The sequence below is a fragment of the Geodermatophilus sp. SYSU D00525 genome (assembly GCF_054050475.1).
Window position 1 is genome coordinate 136,595 of sequence record NZ_JBJGZK010000005.1, and the last position, 19,465, is coordinate 156,059.

Below are 19,465 nucleotides of genomic sequence, written 5' to 3' on the forward strand. Positions count from 1 at the left end.
GTACCCGTGAGCAAGCGCACCTTCCAGCCGAACAACCGCCGCCGGTCCAAGACCCACGGCTTCCGGCTGCGGATGCGCACCCGCGCAGGCCGCGCGATCCTCGCCGGCCGCCGCCGCAAGGGTCGCGAGAAGCTCTCCGCCTGAGGTGCTGCCCGCGCAGGCCCGCCTGCGCCGGCGTCCGGAGTTCACCGCGGTCGTCCGGTCGGGCCGGCGTGCCGGTCGGCCGACCATGGTGCTCCACTACCTCCCCGTCCGACCCCCGGCCCGCACGGCCGGGGGTCTCGGTGTGCCCCGGGACGGGACGCCCGCCGGGCCCCGCGCCGGGTTCGTGGTCGGCAAGGCGGTCGGCAACTCCGTGGTCCGGCACCGCGTGACCCGGCAGCTGCGCGCCGCCGTGCGCGAGGAGCTCGGCCGGCTGCCCGCCGGCGCCGACCTGGTCGTCCGGGCCCGTCCCGACGCCGCGACGGCGACCTCCGCGCAGCTGCGCCGCGACCTGGCCGCCGGCCTGGACCGGGTGCTCGCCGAGCGGCCCCGGCCGGCGGGCGAGCGGACGCGGTCCTCGTGAGCGCCCCCGTGTCCCGGCGTCCCGGGCCCGTGGCGCGCGCGCTGCTGGCCGCCGTCGGCTTCTACTCCCGCGCCATCAGCCCCGCGCTGCCCCCGCGCTGCCGCTTCGCGCCCACCTGCAGCGCCTACGCCGCCGAGGCGGTCGCCGTCCACGGCGCCGCCCGCGGGTCGTGGCTGGCGCTGCGGCGGCTGCTCAAGTGCGCACCGTGGCACCCCGGCGGCTACGACCCGGTCCCCGCTCCGCGCGCGGGCCGGGTGAGCCCCGGAACCGGCGGCGACGGCCGCACGTCGATGACAGCGGCACCCGCGGCGCCCGCCGCCGGCGTGCCCGCCGCCGACGGTGCCCGTCGCCCCGCCCCCGAGACCCCGCCGGCGTCCCGCCGGGCCCCGCAGGAGGAGTCCTCCGTTGCTTGACTGGCTCTACACCGCCATCGCCTTCGTCATGAAGACGTGGCACTCGGTGTTCTCCACGTTCCTCGACCCGGCCGCCGGCCTCACCTGGGCGCTGTCGATCGTGTTCCTGGTCGTCACCGTCCGGCTCATCCTCTTCCCGCTGTTCGTCAAGCAGATCAAGAGCCAGCGGGCGATGCAGGAGATCCAGCCGGAGATCCAGAAGCTGCGCAAGCAGTACGGCGCGGACCGCCAGGGCTTCAGCCAGGCGATGATGGCGCTGCAGAAGGAGCGCGGGGTCAACCCGCTGGCCGGCTGTCTGCCGATCCTCCCGCAGATCCCGGTCTTCCTCGCGCTGTTCCACGTGCTGCGCCGCCTGCAGCCCGGCGCCCAGGGCCTCTACAGCTGGAGCTACGACCTCACCCAGCAGGCGGCCACGGCGAAGCTGTTCGGGATCGCGCCCATCTCCGCGTCGTTCACCATGTCGGGGCCCAAGGCCGAGGCCGTCCTGGCGCTGCCCGGCGTCACCCAGGGCGGCATCCGCACGGTCGCGCTGATCCTCATGGTGGTCATGTGCGTGACCACCTACGTCACGCAGAAGCAGATCATGAAGCGCTCCGGCCCGGTCGAGGGCCAGGCCGCGATGGTGCAGAAGCTGCTGCTCTACGGCATGCCGATCAGCCTCTTCGTCACCGGCTTCTTCTTCCCCATCGGCGTCCTCCTGTACTGGATGACGAACAACCTGTGGACCCTGGGCCAGCAGTTCTTCATCCTGCGCAAGATGCCCCCGCCCGGCAGCCCCGCCGCCAAGGCGAAGGCCGCGGCCGAGAAGCCCGCGATCGACCCGAAGACGCTCGCTCCCAAGCCCGGCGCCAAGCCGGTGCGCGGCAAGGGCGGCCGGCCCGCGGGCGCCGGCGTCGAGCTGACCAAGGGCGGTGCCGACGGCACCGCGGCGGACGGCACCCCCGCCGGCGGGAACGGTGCGGGCGCTCCGGGCACCGGCGCGAACACCGCCGGGAGCAATGCCGCCGGGAGTAATGCCGCCGGGAGCAATGCCGCCGGGAGCAACGGCTCCGGTACGCCCGGCACGGGCAGCGGGGCGACCGCCGCGGGCGGCAGCGCCTCCGGCGGCGGGAACCGCTCCTCCCGGCCCGCCAACCGCGGCCCGCACGGCCGGCCCGCCGGCACCGGCGGCAAGCGCAAGCGCCGCTAGACCCCGGTCCGCGGCGACGGCGTCCCCGACGCGGTTCGCCGCGGACCCGCCGGGAGGAGCAGCGACCCCGCGCCCTCCGGCCTCCGACCTCCGGGCCCGCCCCGGCTGCCCGCACCGACTGGAGGTACCTCCGTGAGCGTCCCGAACCACACCGCACCGGCCGAGACCCCCGACCTCCCCGACGCCGACGACGACAGCACCGACGCCGTCCTCGAGCCCGCCGACGAGGTCGCGCCCGCCCCCTCGGGGAACGGCCGCGCCGCCGCCACCGGCACCGACCTGCTCGTCCGCGAGGGCGACGTCGCCGGGGACTACCTCGAACGGCTGCTCGACATCCTCGACGTCGACGGGGACATCGACCTCGACGTCGAGGGCGACCGGGCCTCGGTCGCCATCGTCGGCGGCGACCTCGACGACCTCGTCGGCTCCGACGGCTCCGTGCTGGAGGCGCTGCAGGAGCTCACCCGGCTGGCCGTCGCCCAGGCGACCGGCGTCCGCAGCCGGCTGATGCTCGACATCGGCGGCTACCGGGCCCGGCGGCGCGCGGACCTCACCTCCATGGCCGCCGAGGCCGCCCGCCGGGTCGCCGGCAGCGGGCAGCCCGAGCGGCTGGCGCCGATGAACCCGTTCGAGCGCAAGGTCGTCCACGACGTCATCGCCGGCGTCAGCGGAGTGCGCAGCGAGTCGGAGGGCGAGGAGCCCCACCGCCGCGTCGTGGTCCTGCCGGAGCGGTGAGCGACACTCCCGTCCCGTCCGTCCCACCCGCCCCGGGAGTCGCCGCCTCCGTGTTCGGGGCGGGGCTGCCCGGGGCCGAGCGCTACGTCGCGCGGCTCGCCTCCGACGGCGTCACCCGCGGGCTGATCGGCCCGCGGGAGGTCCCGCGGCTGTGGGAGCGGCACGTGCTCAACAGTGCCGCCGTCGCCGAGGCGGTGCCCGAGGGGGCCCGGGTGGTCGACGTCGGCAGCGGCGCCGGCCTCCCGGGGATCCCGCTGGCGCTGGCCCGGCCGGACCTGCGGATGACCCTGGTGGAGCCGATGGCCCGCCGGGTGGAGTTCCTCGAGGAGGTCGTCGCCGAGCTCGGCGCCCCGTGGCGGGTGGTCCGCGGCCGCGCCGAGGAGCGCTCGGTGGTGTCCGCGGTCGGCCCGGTCGACGTCGTCACCGCCCGGGCGGTCGCCGCGCTGCCCCGGCTGGTGGGCTGGAGCCGCGGTCTGCTGCGGCCCGGCGCCCAGCTGGTGGCCCTCGTCGGCGCCCGCGCGGTGGAGGAACTGCCCACCCTCCTCCCCGAGCTGGAGGCCGCGGGCATGCGTGACGTCCACGTCCGGGCTGTCGGCGCCGGGCTGGGGGACGCTGCCACTACCGTGGTGGTGATGACGCGGGGCCGACGGTGAGGCCCCGCGGGACGACGACGGCGTTCCACGTGGAACGCGCCCAGGTACCCGTCCCGTTCCACGTGAAACGGGTCGGCAGGAAGGACCCGCGATGACCGACCCGGGCCAGCGACTGCGCAGCAGCCTCGCGGCCGACTCGGCGGCCCACTCCGGCGGGGACTTCGACAGTCCCATCGCGATGGAGGCGCTGCGGGCCACCCGGGTGCTGCACGCCGCCGACCAGGAACCGTTCCCGGCACCCGGGCGCATCCGGGTCATCACCGTCGCCAACCAGAAGGGCGGCGTCGGAAAGACCACCTCGACGGTCAACCTGGGCGTGGCACTGGCGCTCTACGGCCTGCGGGCGCTGGTCATCGACCTCGACCCGCAGGGCAACACCAGCACCGCCCTCGGCGTGGACCACACGGTGGGGACGCCGTCGATCTACGACGCGCTCGTCGGGGACAGCTCGCTGGCCGACGTCGTCCACCCGACGACGGCGAGCCCGAACCTGCGCTGCGTCCCGGCGACGATCGACCTGGCCGGCGCGGAGATCGAGCTGGTCTCCGTCGTCGCCCGCGAGTACCGGCTGCGCCGCGCGATCGAGGGCTACATCCACGGCCTGCCCGAGGACCAGCGCCCGCACTACGTGCTCATCGACTGCCCGCCGTCGCTGGGCCTGCTGACGCTCAACGCGCTCGTGGCCGGCGACGAGGTGCTCATCCCGATCCAGTGCGAGTACTACGCGCTGGAGGGCCTGGGGCAGCTGCTCAACAACATCGAGCTGGTGCGCGCGCACCTCAACCCGGGGATCGCCGTCCGCACCATCCTGCTGACGATGTACGACGGCCGGACCAAGCTCGCCGACCAGGTGGCCGAGGAGGTCCGCAGCCACTTCGGGGACCTGGTGCTGGCGACGGTCATCCCGCGCAACGTCCGGGTGTCCGAGGCGCCGGGGTACGGCCAGTCCGTGCTCACCTACGACCCGGGCTCGCGCGGCTCGACCAGCTACGTCGAGGCCGCCCGCGAGCTCGCCGAGCGCGGCGTGGGCCTGGCGCCGATCGACGTCCGGCCGATGGGTCCCCCGCCGCCGCCTCCCGCGCCGGCGACCGCGCCGATGCCCGCCGTCCGCCCGGGCGCCGCCCGGCACGCCGACCCCGCGTTCGCCGGCACCGACGCCGCCGTCCTGCCCGTTCCCGCCTCCGTCGACGAGGAGACCCGATGAGCAAGCGTGGCGGCCTCGGCCGGGGTCTCGCGGCGCTGATCCCCACCGCCCCGCCGGTCGAGCAGCCGACGCTGCCCGAGACCGACGGCCCGGCCCCCGCCGCCCCCGAGACGGCCGGGACGCCCGGGACGGGTGGGGCGCCGGCACCGGTCACCCTGCTGCCGCCGGCGGCGCAGGCGGCGGCCACGGTGGCCGCGCAGGCCGAGGCGGCGGTCGGCGTCCCCGGCGCGCAGCTGCGCGAGGTCGCCGTCAGCGACGTCCTCCCCAACCCCCGCCAGCCGCGGCAGGTCTTCGACGACGAGGCGCTCGAGGAGCTCACCCACTCGGTGCGCGAGTTCGGCCTGCTGCAGCCGATCGTCGTGCGTGAGCGCACCGACGGCGACGGCGGCGCGCCCTACGAGCTCATCATGGGCGAGCGCCGGCTGCGGGCCGCGCGCGCGGCCGAGCTCGAGACGGTGCCGGCCATCGTCCGGGACACCGAGGACGACGCCCTCCTCCGCGACGCCCTGCTGGAGAACATCCACCGCGTCCAGCTCAACCCGCTGGAGGAGGCGGCGGCCTACCAGCAGCTGCTGGAGGAGTTCGGCGCCACCCACGAGGAACTGGCGCAGCGGATCGGCCGCAGCCGCTCGCAGGTCACCAACACCATCCGGCTGCTCAAGCTGCCGGTGAAGGTGCAGACCCGGGTCGCCGCCGGCGTCATCTCCGCCGGGCACGCGCGGGCGCTGCTCGGGCTCGACGACGCCGAGGCGCAGGAGGCCCTGGCCGCCCGGATCGTCGCCGAGGGGCTGTCGGTGCGGGCCACCGAGGAGGCGGTCGCGCTCGCCGTGGCCGAGCAGCCGGCCTCCCGCCGCCGCGCCCGCCGGATCAGCGCGCCGGGCGTGGAGGACCTCGCCGGCCGGCTGTCCGACGTCTTCGAGACCAAGGTGAAGATCCAGATCGGCCGGGCCAAGGGCCGCATCGTCGTCGAGTTCGGCTCCGTCGACGACCTGCAGCGCATCATCGGCCAGATGGCGCCGGACCTGACCGGCCGCCGCGAGGAGCCGGAAGGCGCCTGAATAGCGAGAAGGCCGGGTTCCGTCACGGACGGAACCCGGCCTTCCTGCAGGGCGGTCCTCGCTCAGCGGGGGCTCTGGGCCCGGCGGGTGAGCAGCTGCGAGAGGACCTCGCCCAGGTCGTGCCCGGCGGCCTCGACCGCCATGGGGAACATCGACGTCTCGGTCAGCCCCGGGGAGACGTTCACCTCGAGGAAGTGCACCTCGCCGTCGGGCGAGACGATCGCGTCGGTGCGGGACAGGTCCGCGAGGCCCAGTGCCCGGTGCACCCGCACCGCGACGTCGGCCGCGTGGGCCGCGACGTCGTCGGAGACGCGGGCCGGCGCGTGGTACTCGGTGAGCCCGGGCGTGTAGCGGGCGGTGTAGTCGAAGACGCCGGACTCCGGGGCGATCTCCACCGCTGGCAGCGCCTGCGGCCCCTCCCCCAGGTCGACCACCGACAGGGCCAGCTCCACGCCGTCGACGAACCGCTCGACGAGCACGGTGTCGCCGTAGGCGAAGCAGCTGACCATCGCCGCGGGCAGGTCCTCGACGCGGGTGACCTTCTGCGCGCCCAGCGCCGAGCCGCCCGAGGCCGGCTTGACCATCAGCGGCAGCCCGAGCCGGGCGACGATGAGGTCGAGGACGGCGCCGGCGCCGAGCTCGCGGAACGTGCTGTGCGGCAGCGCCACCCAGTCCGGCGTCGTCACCCCCGCCGTGCGCACGACCGACTTGGCCGCGGGCTTGTCCCAGGCGAGCCGGCAGGCCGCGGCCGGGGAGCCGACGTAGGGGACGCCGGCCAGGTCGAGGACCGCGCGCAGGGCGCCGTCCTCGCCGGTGGCGCCGTGCAGGGCGATGAACACCGCGTCGGCGGGGGAGGCGGCCAGGCCGGGCAGCAACTCGGCGTCGGCGTCGCGCAGCTCGGCGTCGACACCGACGCGGGCCAGCTCCTCCACCACCTGGGTGCCCGAGGACAGGCTGACCTCGCGCTCGAAGGTCAGGCCACCGGCCAGGACGACGGCGCGCAGCGGGGTCTCCTCCACGTCGGGGGCGGCCGGTGCGGCCGGGTCGGTCACGGGTTCGGTCACGTCAGTCCTCGATCCGGTCGCTGCTGGCGGGGCCGACGATGGTCTCGGCGGTGCCGGTCCCGGGCCGGCCGACGGCGCGGAAGGTGCCGGTGTCGACGGCGTCGAAGGTGGAGTGCAGGTCCAGTTCGGCCTCGATGACCCGGGCCAGCCGGCGCACGCCCTCCCGGATCTGGTCCGGCTCGGGGTAGCAGTAGGACAGCCGCATGTACTCCCGGCCCGACCCGTCGGCGTAGAAGCCGATGCCCGGGACGTAGGCGACGTGCGCGCCCACCGCCCGCGGCTGCATGAGCTTGGCGTCCAGGCCGTGGGGGAGCTTCAGCCACACGTAGAAGCCGCCGTCGGGACGGGTCCAGGTGGTGCCCGGGGGCATCAGCGCGTCGAGCGACTCCAGGGTGGCGTCCCGCCGCTCACGGTAGAGCTCGGTGAACAGCTTGATCTGCTCCCGCCAGGGCTGGGTGTCCAGGTACCGGGCGACGGCGTACTGGGTGAGCGAGGGCGGGCACAGCACCTGCGCCTCGGTGGCCAGCACCAGCTTCTCGCGGACGGCGAGCGGCGCGAGCACCCAGCCCACCCGCAGGCCCGGGGAGAAGGTCTTGGAGAACGAGCCGAGGTAGATGACCCGCTGCGCGTTGCGGGCCCGCAGCGCGCGCATCGGCTCGTGGTCGAAGCCGAGCAGGCCGTAGGGGTTGTCCTCGATGACCAGCAGGTCGTAGCGGTCGGCGATGTCGACGATCGCCTGGCGGCGCGGCTCCGACAGCGTCACGCCGGCCGGGTTGTGGAAGTTGGGCACCGTGTAGAGGAACTTGACCCGGTCGCCGTTGGCCCGGCACTCGAGCAGCGCCTGCTCCAGCGCCTCCGGGACCAGCCCGTCGTCGTCCATGGCGACGTGCTTCACCCGCGCCTCGGCGGCCTGGAAGACCCCGAGCGCGCCGACGTAGGACGGGCCCTCGGCGAGGATGACGTCGCCCGGGTCGCAGAAGACGCGGGTCACGAGGTCCAGGGCCTGCTGCGAGCCGACGGTCACCACGACCTCGCTGGGCGAGGCGTCGGTGATGCCCTCGAGCGCCATGACGTCGCAGATGCGCTCGCGCAGCCGCGGGTCCCCCTGGCCGGAGCCGTACTGCAGGGTCTGCGCGCCCATCCCGCTGACCAGCTCGCCGATCATCGAGCCGACGGCGTCCAGCGGCAGCGCGGTGACGGCGGGCATGCCGCCGGCCAGCGAGACCACCTCGGGCCGGCTGACGACGGAGAAGAGTGCCCGGATCTCCGAGCTCTTCATGCCGTGCGTGCGGGCTGCGTACCGGTCGGCCAGCGGGTCCAGCCGCGGGTGGCGGGGCACCACGTGCCCGTGCTGCTGCGGCGGCGTGCGGTGCGGCTGGCCGTGCGACGGCGGGAGAGAGGCCACGGACCGAGTGTAGGGAGGCGGCCGGGAGCACCCGGCCGACACGGCGGGTGAGACGGACCCGTCACACCTGGGGCGCCAGGCGCCCCAGCCGTCACACCTCTCGATCAGACCCTCTGGGGCAGGACGAACGTGCCGGTGGGCGGGTCGGCCTCCGCGGGCAGGAACAGCCGCTGGACGGCGGCCAGCACGGCCGAGGCCACGGTGCCGCGGAGCCGGGCGTCGAGCAGCAGCAGCCGGTCGACCGGGTGCGACAGGTACCCGACGTCGAGCCGGACGGCGGGCATCCGGGTCATCCGCAGCAGGTCCCAGGTCTTGGGGTGCCCGCCGAGGTCGAGCATGCCGGTGCGGGCCACCACCTCGCGGCGGGCCAGGTCGGCGAAGCGCTCCCCCACCGTCGACGACGTCCCCGAGCCGGTGCCGTAGTAGAAGCTGGCCACCCCGCGCGCGTGCGGGGAGTCGTAGGCGTCCAGGTGCAGGGAGACGAACAGGTCGGCGCGGGCGTCGTTGGCGAACGCGGTGCGCTCGGCCGGCGTCGGGTTCTGGTCGCGGCCGCGCGTGAGGTAGACGGTGGCGCCGGCCGCGGCCAGCCGGCCCTCGATCCGGCTGGCGAGGTCCAGCACGAGGTCGGCCTCGGTGGTCTCACCGGCGGCGAAGCCGGTGTCCTCGCCGCCGTGGCCGGGGTCGACGACGATGCGCCGACCGATCAGGTGCGGCCCGCTCTCGACGAACTCGGCGCTCTGCCGCAGCAGCTGGGGGCGGCCGCCGGTCACCTTGCGGCCCAGCTGGCGCAGCGCCCGCAGCGTCGCGGGCCCGCAGGTGCCGTCGGCGGTCAGCCCGTAGTCGCGCTGGAAGGCCTGCAGGCCGGACTCGGTCTCGCGACCGAAGATGCCGTCGGCGCGGCCGGCGTCGTAGCCCAGCTCGAGCAGCCGCTCCTGCAGGTTGGTGACGTCGTCGCCGCGCACCGGCCGGACGGGGTCGTGGTGCAGCAGCCGGTCGCCCAGCGACCAGCGCGCCTCCGACAGCGCCCGGTAGGTCTCCTCGCCGACCCGGCCGTCCACCGACAGCCCGCGGACCTGCTGGAAGTGGCGGACGGCGAGCGCGGTCGCCTCGTCGTAGACGCCGTCGGAGGACCCGGCGCCCCCGGTGGGCTGGAGCAGACCCAGGCTGCGCAGTGCGGCCTGTACGTCTGCGACGGCGGCTCCGTGGCTGCCCGGACCCAGCGGCTGCATGTCGCTCTCGCTACCCATCGTGCCCACGATTGTCGCCTCCGCGACCCCTCCCGGCCCACCCGGGGGCCGGTTCCCCCCTGGGACGGCGAGGGCCCGCCCGTCCTGGTGGACGGGCGGGCCCTGGTGACGCGCTGGAACGGCCCTCCTGCAGGGGCCCGCCGCGAGCCTGCGCGCGGTGGGGGCAGGAGGGTCCTCCGTCAGATGTAGTCGGCGAGGTCCGAGAGGATCGCGCCCTTCGGCTTGGCGCCGATGATGCTCTTGACCGGCTTGCCGCCCTGGAACACGGTCATCGTCGGGATCGACATGACCTGGTAGTCGCGGGCGATCTGCGGGTTCTCGTCGATGTTGAGCTTGGCGATCGTCAGCTTCTCGCCGTGCTCCTTGGCGATCTCCTCGAGCACCGGGGCGACCATCTTGCACGGCCCGCACCACTCGGCCCAGAAGTCGACGAGGACGGGCTTGTCGCTGCCCAGCACCTCGTTGGCGAAGGTCGCGTCGGTCACCGTCACGGTGTTGCCTGCCATGGTCGTTCTCCTCTGTCGCGGTCGAGGTCTGTCGGCCTCCGCGGGGAGTAACCCGCGGAGGGGGTGCGGTATGCCCAGGGTGGTGACGTGCTGGAACGGCCCCTCGCAGGATCCCGCCGCGAGCCTGCGAGGGGCGGGGGGCGGGGGGGTCCTTCGTCAGCGCTCGTCGAAGGTCTCGGCCAGCCAGCGCTCGGCGTCGATGGCCGCGGCGGCGCCGGTGCCGGCCGAGGTGATCGCCTGCCGGTAGATGTGGTCCACGACGTCGCCGCAGGCGAAGACGCCGTCGATGTTGGTGCGGGTGCTGGGGTGCTCCACCTGCACGTAACCCTCGTCGTCGAGCTTGAGCTGCCCGGCGAACATCTCGCTGCGCGGGTCGTGGCCGATGGCCACGAACACGCCGCTGACCGGGAGCTCCTCGGTGCTGCCGGTGGCGACGTCGGTCAGCTGCACGCCGGAGACGGTCTGGTCACCGAGCACGTCGGTGACCTGCTTGCCCAGCGCCCAGCGGATCTTCTCGTTGTCCTGCGCGCGCTTCTGCATGATCTTCGAGGCGCGCAGCTCCTCGCGGCGGTGGACGACGGTCACCGTCTTGGCGAAGCGGGTGAGGAAGGTCGCCTCCTCCATCGCGGAGTCGCCACCGCCGACCACGACGATGTCCTGGTCGCGGAAGAAGAAGCCGTCACAGGTGGCACAGGCGGAGACGCCGTGGCCGAGCAGGCGCTGCTCGTTGTCGAGGCCCAGGTACCGGTACTTGGAGCCGGTGGCGACGATGACCGCGTGCGCGAGGGTCACCTCGTCACCGACCTTGACCACCTTGGGCGTGGCGGTGAGGTCGACCTCGGTGACGTCCCGGGCGACCAGCTCGGCGCCGAAGCGCTCGGCCTGCTGGCGCATGTCCATCATCAGCTGCGGGCCCTGGATGCCCTCGGCGAAGCCGGGGAAGTTCTCCACCTCGGTGGTGGTCATCAGCGCGCCGCCGAACTGGGAGCCCTCGAAGACCAGCGGGTGCAGGTTGGCCCGGGCGGCGTAGACGGCCGCCGTGTAACCGGCGGGACCCGAGCCGATGATGACCAGGTCACGGACGCCGTCGTGCTCCGCGGGCGGGATCACGGGCGAGGCGACCTCGGTGGTCGTCGCGGGGCCAGGAGTGGGCTGGGGGTCGATCACGGGGGGCACAACGCGGCATCGTAGGGCGGGATTCCCGCGTCCAGGCCGCTGACGTGCAGGTCACTCCCCCGCGGCGGGGATGACGGCGACCTCGGCCAGGTCCCCGGCGAAGCCGTCCCCGGCCGGCACCAGGCCGGTCACCCACACCAGGACGTACTGCGCGGTCACCGGCTCGTCGAAGGCGAGGTCGGTGGTCCCGTCGACGTTGCCGGCGGTGGCGACGGCGAAGGAGTCCAGGTCGCCGTCGGGGGCGGAGCCGGTGCGGACCTCGACGTTGATGCCCGGGGTGGTCGTCGTCAGCGTGACGCCGCCGATCGCCTGGGCCGAGCCGAGGTCGTAGACGACGCCGACGCCGGGCTTGAGGTTGCCGAAGTCGGCCGAGCCCCGGTAGGTGAGCGTCGACCAGGTGGTGGCCGGGTCGCCGTCGTGGCTGGCCGGCACCTCGTCGACGTTCTCCGGCTCGCCGTCGCCGAACGGGTCGAGGACGGTGGCGCCGCGGATCGCCAGGGGCGTGCCGGCCTCCGGCGCGGGGGCGCTGCTGTCCTCGGCGGGCGCGCTGCTGGCCGGCACCGACGGTGCGGCGGGCCGCGGGTCGACGTTCGTGGCGACCGAGAGCAGGTTCGTGCCCACCCACCAGGCGAGCAGCACGACGACGACCAGCGCGGCCAGCAGCAGGCCGGCGACCAGGAGCCGGCGGCGGCCGGGAGAGCCCTCGCCGTCCTCCTCGTCCTCCTCGTCGACCGGCTCCCCGGCGGCGCCGGCGTCGTGGGGGTCCTCGGCCGGCACCGGCGGGAGGGGGCGGGCGGGACCGAGCGGCACCGGCGGCAGGGTGTCCGGTTCGACCCGCTGCGGCCGGTCGGTGTCCTGCGCCGGCGCGGCGGGGGCCTGCTCGGCGTCGCGGTGCTCGCGAAGGCGCCGCAGCCAGCCGCTGTCGCTCTCGTCGCGGCCGCGGACAGGCACGGCCGAGGACCGCGGGCGCTCGGCGAGCAGCGCGGCCATCGCCGCGGCGCTGGCCAGCCGGGCGCCGGGCTCGGTGGAGCGGGCGCGACGGACCAGGGCGGCCAGGTCCGGCTGGGTGACGACCGGGGCGGCGGCGGGGGCGCCGTCGGGTCCGGGGACGCCGGACTGCCGGCCGGTGAGGCAGTACTCGAGCAGCGCGCCCAGGGCGGCGATGTCCTCCTGGACGGTGCCCGTGGCCGCGGGGACGGCGCGCAGGCCGACCAGCCCGTTGGGCCGCAGGACGACGGTCTCCGGGCTCAGGCCGCCCACCGCGAGGCCGACCCGGTGCGCCTCGGCGACGCCCTCGGCCAGCCGCCGCAGGACCGTGCGGGCCTCCCGCTCGCCCATCGGCCCGGACCGCAGCCGCTCGGCGAGGGTCTGCCCCTCGATCCACTCGTTGACGACGTAGGCCACGCCCGTCTCGCCGCCGCTGCCCTCCGAGGCGTCGTAGACCATCGCCAGCGCCGGGGTGGCCAGGCCGCCGGCGGTGAGCGCGCGGGCGATCCAGGCACGCGCCGGCGGGCCGCCGGGGACGTGCACGCGGATGGCGACGTCGCGGTTGAGGATGCGGTCCTTGGCGCGCCAGCAGTGGATGACGCCGGTCCCGGTGCGTTCCTCGGGGCCGACCTCGTCCAGCGGTCGGTACCGGTCGGGGAGGCCGGTGATCGTCGCCGTCATGGACGTGTCCGACCCCCTGTCCGCTCTCCCCGGCTGCGCGGTGCCCCGGGGACGCCGCCCAGGCCTGCGGGTCCGCCGCTCACCCGCGGCCCAGCCGCGCGCGGACGGCGGCGAGGGGTTCCCGGAGCTCCGGGACGCGGGCGAGCACGAACCCGGCGAGGGCCGTGACGCCGACGACCACGGTACCGATCGACAGGGTGCCGAGCGAGCCTGTCACCGACGGGCCGAACGCGTCGTCGGTCACGCGGACGACCACCCAGCCGAGGCCGGCCGCCACGACCGCGGCCAGCACCATGCGCAGCACCGGACCCAGCGCCCCGCCCCGCTCGGCGCCGAGCTGCCGCTGCAGCGCGACGTGCCCGAGCACCCAGCCGGCGAGGTAGGTGACGCTGGTGGCCAGCATGAGCCCGGCGACGACGTGCTCGGGCTCGACCAGCGCCGGCACGAGCAGCAGCAGCGGCACCCGGACGAGGACCATGCCGACCTGGATCAGCGTCGGCGTCCGGGCGTCCTTCATGGCGTAGAAGACCCGCAGCTGCAGGAGCGTGACGGCCATCGGCAGCAGCCCGAAGGCCCCGACGGCCAGCGCCGCGCCGATGCCCTGCGCCTCGTCGACCGAGGTGTTGCCGCGGGCGAAGGCGACCGTGGCGAGCGCCGGGCCGACGACGGTCAGCGCGGCGGCCACCGGCAGCAGGCCGAGCGCCGACAGCCGGGTGCCCAGCGCGAGGTCCTGGACGACGCCGGGGACGTCGTGCCGGGCGGCGGCACGGCTCATCCGCGGCACCAGGGCGGTCAGCAGCGCGACGCCGATGATCCCGTAGGGCATCTGGAACAGCAGGCTGGCGATGGCGAAGGCGCTCGACCCCAGCCCGCCCTCGCGGGCGGCGGCGTTGGCCACCCGGGTGGCGACGACGACGCCGACCTGGCTGACCGCGACGTAGAGGACCACCCACAGGCCCAGGCCCCCGGCCTCGCGCAGGCCGGTCTGGCGGAGGTTCCACCGCGGCCGGATCGGGACGCCGGCCCGGCGCAGCAGCGGCACGAGCACCAGCGCCTGCACGGCGATGCCCAGCAGCGTGCCGCCGCCGAGCAGCCACACCTGGCCGGCGGTGATGGTGGCCGGGGTGAGGTCGCCCGGCCCGCTGGCCAGGACGAACAGCACGCCGGTGGCGATGACGACGACGTTGTTGAGCACCGGCGCCCACGCGGGCGGGCCGAAGACCCCGCGGCTGTTGAGGATCGCCTGCGCCAGGGCGCCGATCCCGTAGAAGACGATCTCGATCAGCAGGATCCGGGCCAGCCAGTTGGCCAGCCGCACCTGTTCCTCGTCGCCGTGGATGCCGTAGAGCGAGGTGAGCAGCGGCGCGATCACGACGGCGACCGCGGTCACCACCACCAGCCCGGCGACGGCGAGGGTCGACAGCCGCTGCGCGTAGGCCACGCCGCCGTCGCGGTCGCGCTCCTGCGCGTGCACCAGCAGGGGCACGATCACCGAGGTCAGGACGCCGCCGAGCAGCAGCTCGTAGACGATGTTGGGCAGCGTGTTGGCGGTGTTGTAGGCGTCGTTGACCAGCCCGACGCCCAGCGCCGCGGCCAGCACCACCGTGCGCAGCAGCCCGGTCACCCGGGACACCAGCGTGGCCACCGCCATCGTCCCCGCGGCGCGCAGGATGCCGCGGCTGCCGCCGGGGGCGCCCTCGCGCTGCCGGGCCTCCTCCTCAGTCTCCCCCTCGGGGGCCGAGGGGACCGGCGGCAGCTGCAGGATCGGGATGACCTGCGTCTCGTCGGCCGGGATGAAGCGGCGCCGCACCGGCGGGGGCACCGGCGGCAGCGGCCGGGGCGCGGGCCGGACGACCGCGGGCGGGGGCGCCGCGGCCGCCGGGACCACCGGGCGCCGTCCGTCCGCCTGCACGCCGGGCCGGTCCCCGGTGCGGGGCGCGCCGGGCCCGCGGGGCCGGGACGGCGGCGGCACCGGGGGCATGGCGCGGCGGGCGGCCGGGGTGCCCGGCAGGCCCGAGCCCGGCGGCGGGGCGACCGGGTAGGGCGGCGGGGGCAGCGGCCGGGACCGGTCGCGCGCCGGCCGGGACTCCGCCGAGGGGGACCCCGCCTCGGGAGGCGGGGAGGACACGGCCGGGGGCACCGGCGGCAGCGGGCGCGCTCCCGGCTCCTGCACGGGGGTGTCCTCGTCGCTGCGGGGGTGACCGGTCACACCGGGCTCCGGCTGGGCGGCCACGCGGCGCCGGCGCCGTCGGGCAGCTCCTCCTCGGCCCGCCCGCGGCGGCGGAGGAAGAGGATCCCGCGGCGCAGGAACAGCAGCCCGAGCAGGACGGCGGCGCCGATGGTGATCGACAGCGAGATCGTCCCGTAGGCGGTGCTGCGGACCTGGATCGCGACGGCGTCGCCGAGCGGGCCGCCGTCGGGGGTGGTGAGGCTCGCGGTGACGGCGAAGCGGCCGGACTGGCGCACCTCGGTCGGGATCTCCAGCGTCGTGCGCTGCTCGGGGGCCAGTTCCTGCGGGCCGACGTCGCCGATGGTCAGGCCGACGTTGTCGCGGGTGCGCGCCTCGACCAGCACCCGCACGGCGAAGGGCAGGTCGTTCTGCACGGTGAGCACCAGCGGCGCGTCGCTGGAGGCCAGGCTGTAGGTGCCGTCGGCGGGGGCGACCAGCGTCACCCGCTCGCGCAGCCCGGCGAGCGTGTCGCGGACGTCCCCGGCGGCGGCGGTGAAGCCGGCCGGGTCGTCCCGCCAGGCCACCGAGGCGGCGCGGGCCAGCGCCGCGTCGTAGCCGGCGAGGACCGTGGCGGGCTCCCCGACGACGGCGCCGGCCAGGTCGTCGCGCAGCCCGGCCGCGGCGACCAGCCCGGCCACGCCGGCGGGGTCGAGGACCGCCGCGCCGGCCTGGTCCAGCGGCGTGCCGGCGTCGGCGACCGGGCCCGCGGACAGGTCGGTCAGCGACGCCGGGCGCAGCCCGGGCAGCGCGGTGCCGGTGATCATCGCGGCGACCGCTTCCGGGTCGGGGTCGACGTCGCGCGGCGGGGCGACCAGGACGCTCTGGCCCGCCGGGGTGGCCGGCGCCTGCTGCGAGACCAGCACCAGCTCGGCGACGTAGCGCTGCTCGGCCACCCGCGGCCCGCCCTCGGCGGTGTCGGCCGACCCGACGACGGACGACAGCCCGGCGTCGGCCACCAGCGCCTCGACCGGGCCGTCGGTGCCGGGCAGCGTGGTCCGCGCGGCCGCACCGCCTCCGGGGATGCCGAGCGCCGCGTCGCCGTCGCTCAGCGCGCTCGAGGCGACCACCACCTGCTCGATGCCGCCCTCCCGGAGGGTGGCGAGCGTGTCCGGGCGCAGCGCGCCACCGGCCGCCCAGGCCAGGTCGGTGCGCGGCGTCACCCCGAGGACGTCGGCCAGCAGCGCCGCCCCGGCCGGCCCGGGCGAGGCGTCGGCGACCACGCCGCCGGCCTCCGGGGTGTCGCCGTCGGCCCCCGGTGCGGCGCCGGGCAGCGCGCGGGTGAGCGTGGGCTCCAGGCCGGCGGCCTGCAGCGCGTCGGCGTCGACGTCGCCGTAGGGCAGCGCGACCACCGGGTGGTCGGCGGCCACGGCGCGCAGCCGCTCCAGCCACGCGGCGGCGGCCTCGGTGCCGGTGCCGGCGTCCTCCTCGCCGTCGACGGCGTAGGGGCCCTCGGCCATGACGGAGAGCTCCTCCACCAGGGCGGGGTCCACCGCGAGGGTCACCGGGGCCAGCGGCGTGGCCTCGGGCGCACCGGGCGCGACGACGGCGGGCAGCCGCTCGACGACGGCCAGCGCGTGGTCGAGCCGGCCGCCGTCGGAGACCGCGTCGGCCAGCCCGTCGTCGACGAACCCGCCGGACGCGTCCCGGTGGCTGCGCTCGGCCAGCGGCCACAGCCAGGCGACGGCGGTGGTGGCGGCCGGCGGCGCGCTCTGCTGCACCACGTGGGTGCGGACCTCGCCCACGCGGCTCTGCTCGCCGTCGGGGGTGGTGCCGTTGACGTTGACCAGCAGGGGGAAGACGCCGTCGCGGTCCAGGGCCAGGTCGGCGGTGGTCGCGGTGACGGTGAACGGCACGGAGTCGCCGGGGGCGAGCGGGCCGGGCAGCGGCTGGAAGGGCGTGCTGGACGTGGTGGCCGGGTCCGGGTCGGCGTCGGCGGCCAGCAGGTCGGCGCGGGTGGTGACGGCCTGGCCGCGCTGCAGCCGGACGCCGAGGTCGGTCACCGTCTCGGTGCCCTCGTTGGTCAGCGTGCCGGCCAGGGTGACCGTCCCGCCGGGGGCGACGGTGCGCGGGTCGAGCCGGGTGAGGTCGACGGCCACCGGCCGCTCGGGGTCGGTCGCGGGCGCGGCCGGCGGCGCCGCGGCGGCCGGGGCCGCGTCCGGGACCAGGACGGGGGCGGCGGCGAGCGGCAGGGCCAGCAGGGCCGCCGTCAGGACGCGGGTCACCGTCCTCCCGCGCCGGCCGGCCCCGGACCGGGGGGTGCTGTGCCTGGGGTGGACGTCGCGGTCCGGGTCACGCACTGTCGGCGAGCAGCGCGGGCGCCCGCTCGACCAGCGCCCGCTCGTCGGCGTAGGCCAGCCGGTCGGACAGCTCGTCGAGGGGGACCCAGGCGACCTCGGTCACCTCGACGTCGGCGTCGGACAGGGCGCCTCCGATGGCGCGCAGCAGGAAGTGGTGCACCGTCTTGTGCACGCGGCGGCCCTCGGCGACGAACCAGAAGTCGATGATCCCGAGCGGGGCGAGCACCTCGCCGATGATCCCGGTCTCCTCGGCGACCTCCCGGACGGCGGTGTCCTCGGGGGTCTCGCCCTCCTCGATGTGGCCCTTGGGCAGCGACCACAGCAGCCGGCCGCGGCGGTCGGTGCGGCCGATGAGCGCGGCGCGGGGGCCGGAGATGCCGTCGTCGGCGACCACGAGGCCCCCGGCGGAGGTCTCGTCGACCCGCCGCAGGCGGCGGCCGGGACGCCCGCGTCCGCCGGTGCCTGCCATGCCAGGAGGGTAGCGCGAGCCGCCGCACTACCCTGGCTCGTCGTGTCCGGGGAGCGTCAGAGTCGTCCGGCCGCGGTGGGGGTCCCGCCGGCGGTGCAGCAGGCCGTGCGCGAGCTGGTCGACGTCTCGCCCGTGCTGGTGGAGCTGGGGGAACGCTTCGCCGCGGCCGGGTTCGAGGCGCACCTCGTGGGCGGTTCGGTGCGCGACGCCCTGCTGGCCGCCGGCAGCGGCGCGCCGACGCCGCCCGGCGACCTCGACGTCACCACCGACGCCCGGCCCGAGCAGGTGCTGCGGCTGCTGCGCGGCTGGGCGGGTTCCACGTGGAACCAGGGCATCGCCTTCGGCACGGTGGGCGCGGAGGTCCGCGGCACCCGGCTGGAGATCACCACCTTCCGCGCCGACCGCTACGACCGGGAGTCCCGCAACCCCGAGGTGGCCTGGGGCGACTCGCTGGCCGACGACCTGGCCCGCCGCGACTTCACGGTCAACGCGATGGCGGTGTCCCTCGGCCCCGACCGCACGGTGACCGACCCGTTCGGCGGCCTCGGCGACCTGCTCGCCCGTCGGCTGCGTACCCCGGGCGCGGCGGCGGACTCCTTCGCCGACGACCCGCTGCGGATGCTGCGCGCGGTGCGCTTCGTCGCCCAGCTCGGGCTCACCCCGGACGACGACGTGGTCCGGGCGATGACCGACATGGCCGGCGAGCTGGCGCGGATCACCCCGGAGCGGGTGCAGGCGGAGCTGACCAAGACGCTGCTGCAGGACGCCCCCCGCGCGGCGCTGGAACTGTTCGTCTCCACCGGCCTGGCCGACGTCGTCCTGCCCGAGCTGCCCGCGCTGCGGATGGAGATCGACGAGCACCACCAGCACAAGGACGTCTACTCCCACTCGCTGACCGTGCTCGACCGGGCGATCGCGCTGGAGAAGGCCGACCCGGACGCGGGGTCGCCGGACCTGGTGCTGCGGCTGGCGGCGCTGCTGCACGACGTCGGCAAGCCCGCCACCCGCCGGCACGAGCCCCGCGGCCGGGTCTCCTTCCACCACCACGAGGTGGTCGGCGCGAAGCTGGTCCGCAAGCGGCTGACCGCGCTGCGCTACCCCAAGGACGTCGTCGAGGCGGTCGCCCGGCTGACCTTCCTGCACCTGCGGTTCCACGGCTACGGCCGCGGCGAGTGGACCGACTCCGCGGTGCGCCGCTACGTCACCGACGCCGGCGACCTGCTGTCCCGGCTGCACAAGCTGGTGCGCTCGGACTGCACCACCCGCAACCGGCGGCGGGCCGCCGCGCTCTCGGCCACCTACGACTCCCTCGAGCGGCGGATCGCCGAGCTGTCGGCGGCCGAGGACCTCGCGCGGGTGCGGCCCGACCTGGACGGCAACGCGATCATGGCGATCCTGGGCATCCCGCCGGGCCGCGAGGTCGGCGAGGCGTGGAAGCACCTCAAGGACCTCCGCCTGGAGCGCGGCCCGCTCGGGCCCGAGGAGGCCGAGGCCGAGCTGCGCGCCTGGTGGGCCGCCCGCTCCTGGACTCCCCCGCCCGGGTGACCGCTCCGCCCGCGCCCCTCCCCCCGCCCCGCGTCCGCCGG

General features: G+C 76.2%; 18 protein-coding genes. 9 read left to right on the plus strand and 9 right to left on the minus strand.

The features are described from left to right. Positions 1-6 precede the first annotated feature (6 nt). From rpmH to ACI796_RS06685, 8 genes are all read left to right on the plus strand, one after another. Positions 7-144 carry a 50S ribosomal protein L34 gene (rpmH, locus tag ACI796_RS06650; RefSeq protein ID WP_040338882.1) on the plus strand — a complete coding sequence of 46 codons (138 nt, stop codon included), beginning with the start codon at positions 7-9 and terminating at the stop codon, positions 142-144. A 1-nt stretch (position 145) separates the two neighbouring features. After that, positions 146-565 carry a ribonuclease P protein component gene (gene rnpA / locus ACI796_RS06655; protein ID WP_456940444.1) on the plus strand — a complete coding sequence of 140 codons (420 nt, stop codon included), beginning with the start codon at positions 146-148 and terminating at the stop codon, positions 563-565. Beyond that, positions 562-978, plus strand: coding sequence for a membrane protein insertion efficiency factor YidD (gene yidD / locus ACI796_RS06660; RefSeq protein WP_456940445.1), 417 nt, complete (start codon positions 562-564; stop codon positions 976-978). Before rnpA ends, yidD begins: the two co-directional genes overlap by 4 nt. Then, positions 971-2,167, plus strand: coding sequence for a membrane protein insertase YidC (gene yidC, locus ACI796_RS06665; protein WP_456940446.1), 1,197 nt, complete (start codon positions 971-973; stop codon positions 2,165-2,167). The genes yidD and yidC overlap by 8 nt, the downstream gene beginning before the upstream one ends. 132 nt (positions 2,168-2,299) lie before the next feature. Further along, positions 2,300-2,902 carry a Jag family protein gene (locus tag ACI796_RS06670; protein ID WP_456940447.1) on the plus strand — a complete coding sequence of 201 codons (603 nt, stop codon included), beginning with the start codon at positions 2,300-2,302 and terminating at the stop codon, positions 2,900-2,902. A gap of 50 nt (positions 2,903-2,952) precedes the next feature. After that, positions 2,953-3,555: a 16S rRNA (guanine(527)-N(7))-methyltransferase RsmG gene (gene rsmG / locus ACI796_RS06675; RefSeq protein ID WP_456940448.1), complete on the plus strand. Its 603-nt coding sequence runs from the start codon at positions 2,953-2,955 to the stop codon at positions 3,553-3,555. Positions 3,556-3,646: 91 nt separating this feature from the next. Next, on the plus strand, positions 3,647-4,759 hold the full coding sequence (locus ACI796_RS06680; RefSeq protein ID WP_456940449.1) for a ParA family protein: 1,113 nt from the start codon (positions 3,647-3,649) through the stop codon (positions 4,757-4,759). Continuing rightward, positions 4,756-5,817: a ParB/RepB/Spo0J family partition protein gene (locus ACI796_RS06685; protein WP_456940450.1), complete on the plus strand. Its 1,062-nt coding sequence runs from the start codon at positions 4,756-4,758 to the stop codon at positions 5,815-5,817. Before ACI796_RS06680 ends, ACI796_RS06685 begins: the two co-directional genes overlap by 4 nt. Positions 5,818-5,879: 62 nt before the next feature. On the opposite strand, the gene ACI796_RS06690 is transcribed toward ACI796_RS06685, so the two are convergent. The 9 genes from ACI796_RS06690 to ACI796_RS06730 all read right to left on the minus strand — a co-directional run bounded on the left by ACI796_RS06690 (position 5,880) and on the right by ACI796_RS06730 (position 17,879). After that, entirely contained in the window at positions 5,880-6,881 is a 1,002-nt protein-coding gene (locus ACI796_RS06690) for a D-alanine--D-alanine ligase family protein (protein WP_456940451.1), read from the minus strand. Position 6,882: 1 nt separating this feature from the next. After that, a complete protein-coding gene (locus ACI796_RS06695; protein WP_456940452.1) occupies positions 6,883-8,286 on the minus strand; it encodes an aminotransferase-like domain-containing protein in 1,404 nt (467 codons plus the stop codon). 104 nt (positions 8,287-8,390) lie between these two features. Beyond that, positions 8,391-9,533, minus strand: coding sequence for an N-acetylmuramoyl-L-alanine amidase (locus ACI796_RS06700; protein WP_456940453.1), 1,143 nt, complete (start codon positions 9,531-9,533; stop codon positions 8,391-8,393). A 179-nt stretch (positions 9,534-9,712) separates the two neighbouring features. Continuing rightward, positions 9,713-10,039: a thioredoxin gene (gene trxA / locus ACI796_RS06705; RefSeq protein WP_387988625.1), complete on the minus strand. Its 327-nt coding sequence runs from the start codon at positions 10,037-10,039 to the stop codon at positions 9,713-9,715. 156 nt (positions 10,040-10,195) lie between these two features. Continuing rightward, positions 10,196-11,149, minus strand: coding sequence for a thioredoxin-disulfide reductase (gene trxB, locus ACI796_RS06710; RefSeq protein WP_456940454.1), 954 nt, complete (start codon positions 11,147-11,149; stop codon positions 10,196-10,198). Between the two features lie 117 nt (positions 11,150-11,266). Beyond that, entirely contained in the window at positions 11,267-12,883 is a 1,617-nt protein-coding gene (locus ACI796_RS06715) for a hypothetical protein (protein ID WP_456940455.1), read from the minus strand. A 79-nt stretch (positions 12,884-12,962) separates the two neighbouring features. Continuing rightward, positions 12,963-15,092, minus strand: coding sequence for a murein biosynthesis integral membrane protein MurJ (gene murJ / locus ACI796_RS06720; protein WP_456940456.1), 2,130 nt, complete (start codon positions 15,090-15,092; stop codon positions 12,963-12,965). Beyond that, positions 15,089-17,335: a DUF6049 family protein gene (locus ACI796_RS06725; protein WP_456940457.1), complete on the minus strand. Its 2,247-nt coding sequence runs from the start codon at positions 17,333-17,335 to the stop codon at positions 15,089-15,091. Before ACI796_RS06725 ends, murJ begins: the two co-directional genes overlap by 4 nt. A gap of 67 nt (positions 17,336-17,402) precedes the next feature. Continuing rightward, positions 17,403-17,879, minus strand: a complete 477-nt coding sequence (locus ACI796_RS06730) for an NUDIX hydrolase (RefSeq protein ID WP_387988621.1) — start codon at positions 17,877-17,879, stop codon at positions 17,403-17,405. 42 nt (positions 17,880-17,921) lie between these two features. On the opposite strand from ACI796_RS06730, the gene ACI796_RS06735 reads away from it, so the two are divergent. Beyond that, positions 17,922-19,424 (plus strand): CCA tRNA nucleotidyltransferase, encoded by a 1,503-nt coding sequence (locus tag ACI796_RS06735; RefSeq protein ID WP_456940458.1) that lies wholly within the window; start codon positions 17,922-17,924, stop codon positions 19,422-19,424. The last annotated feature ends 41 nt before the right edge of the window (positions 19,425-19,465 follow it).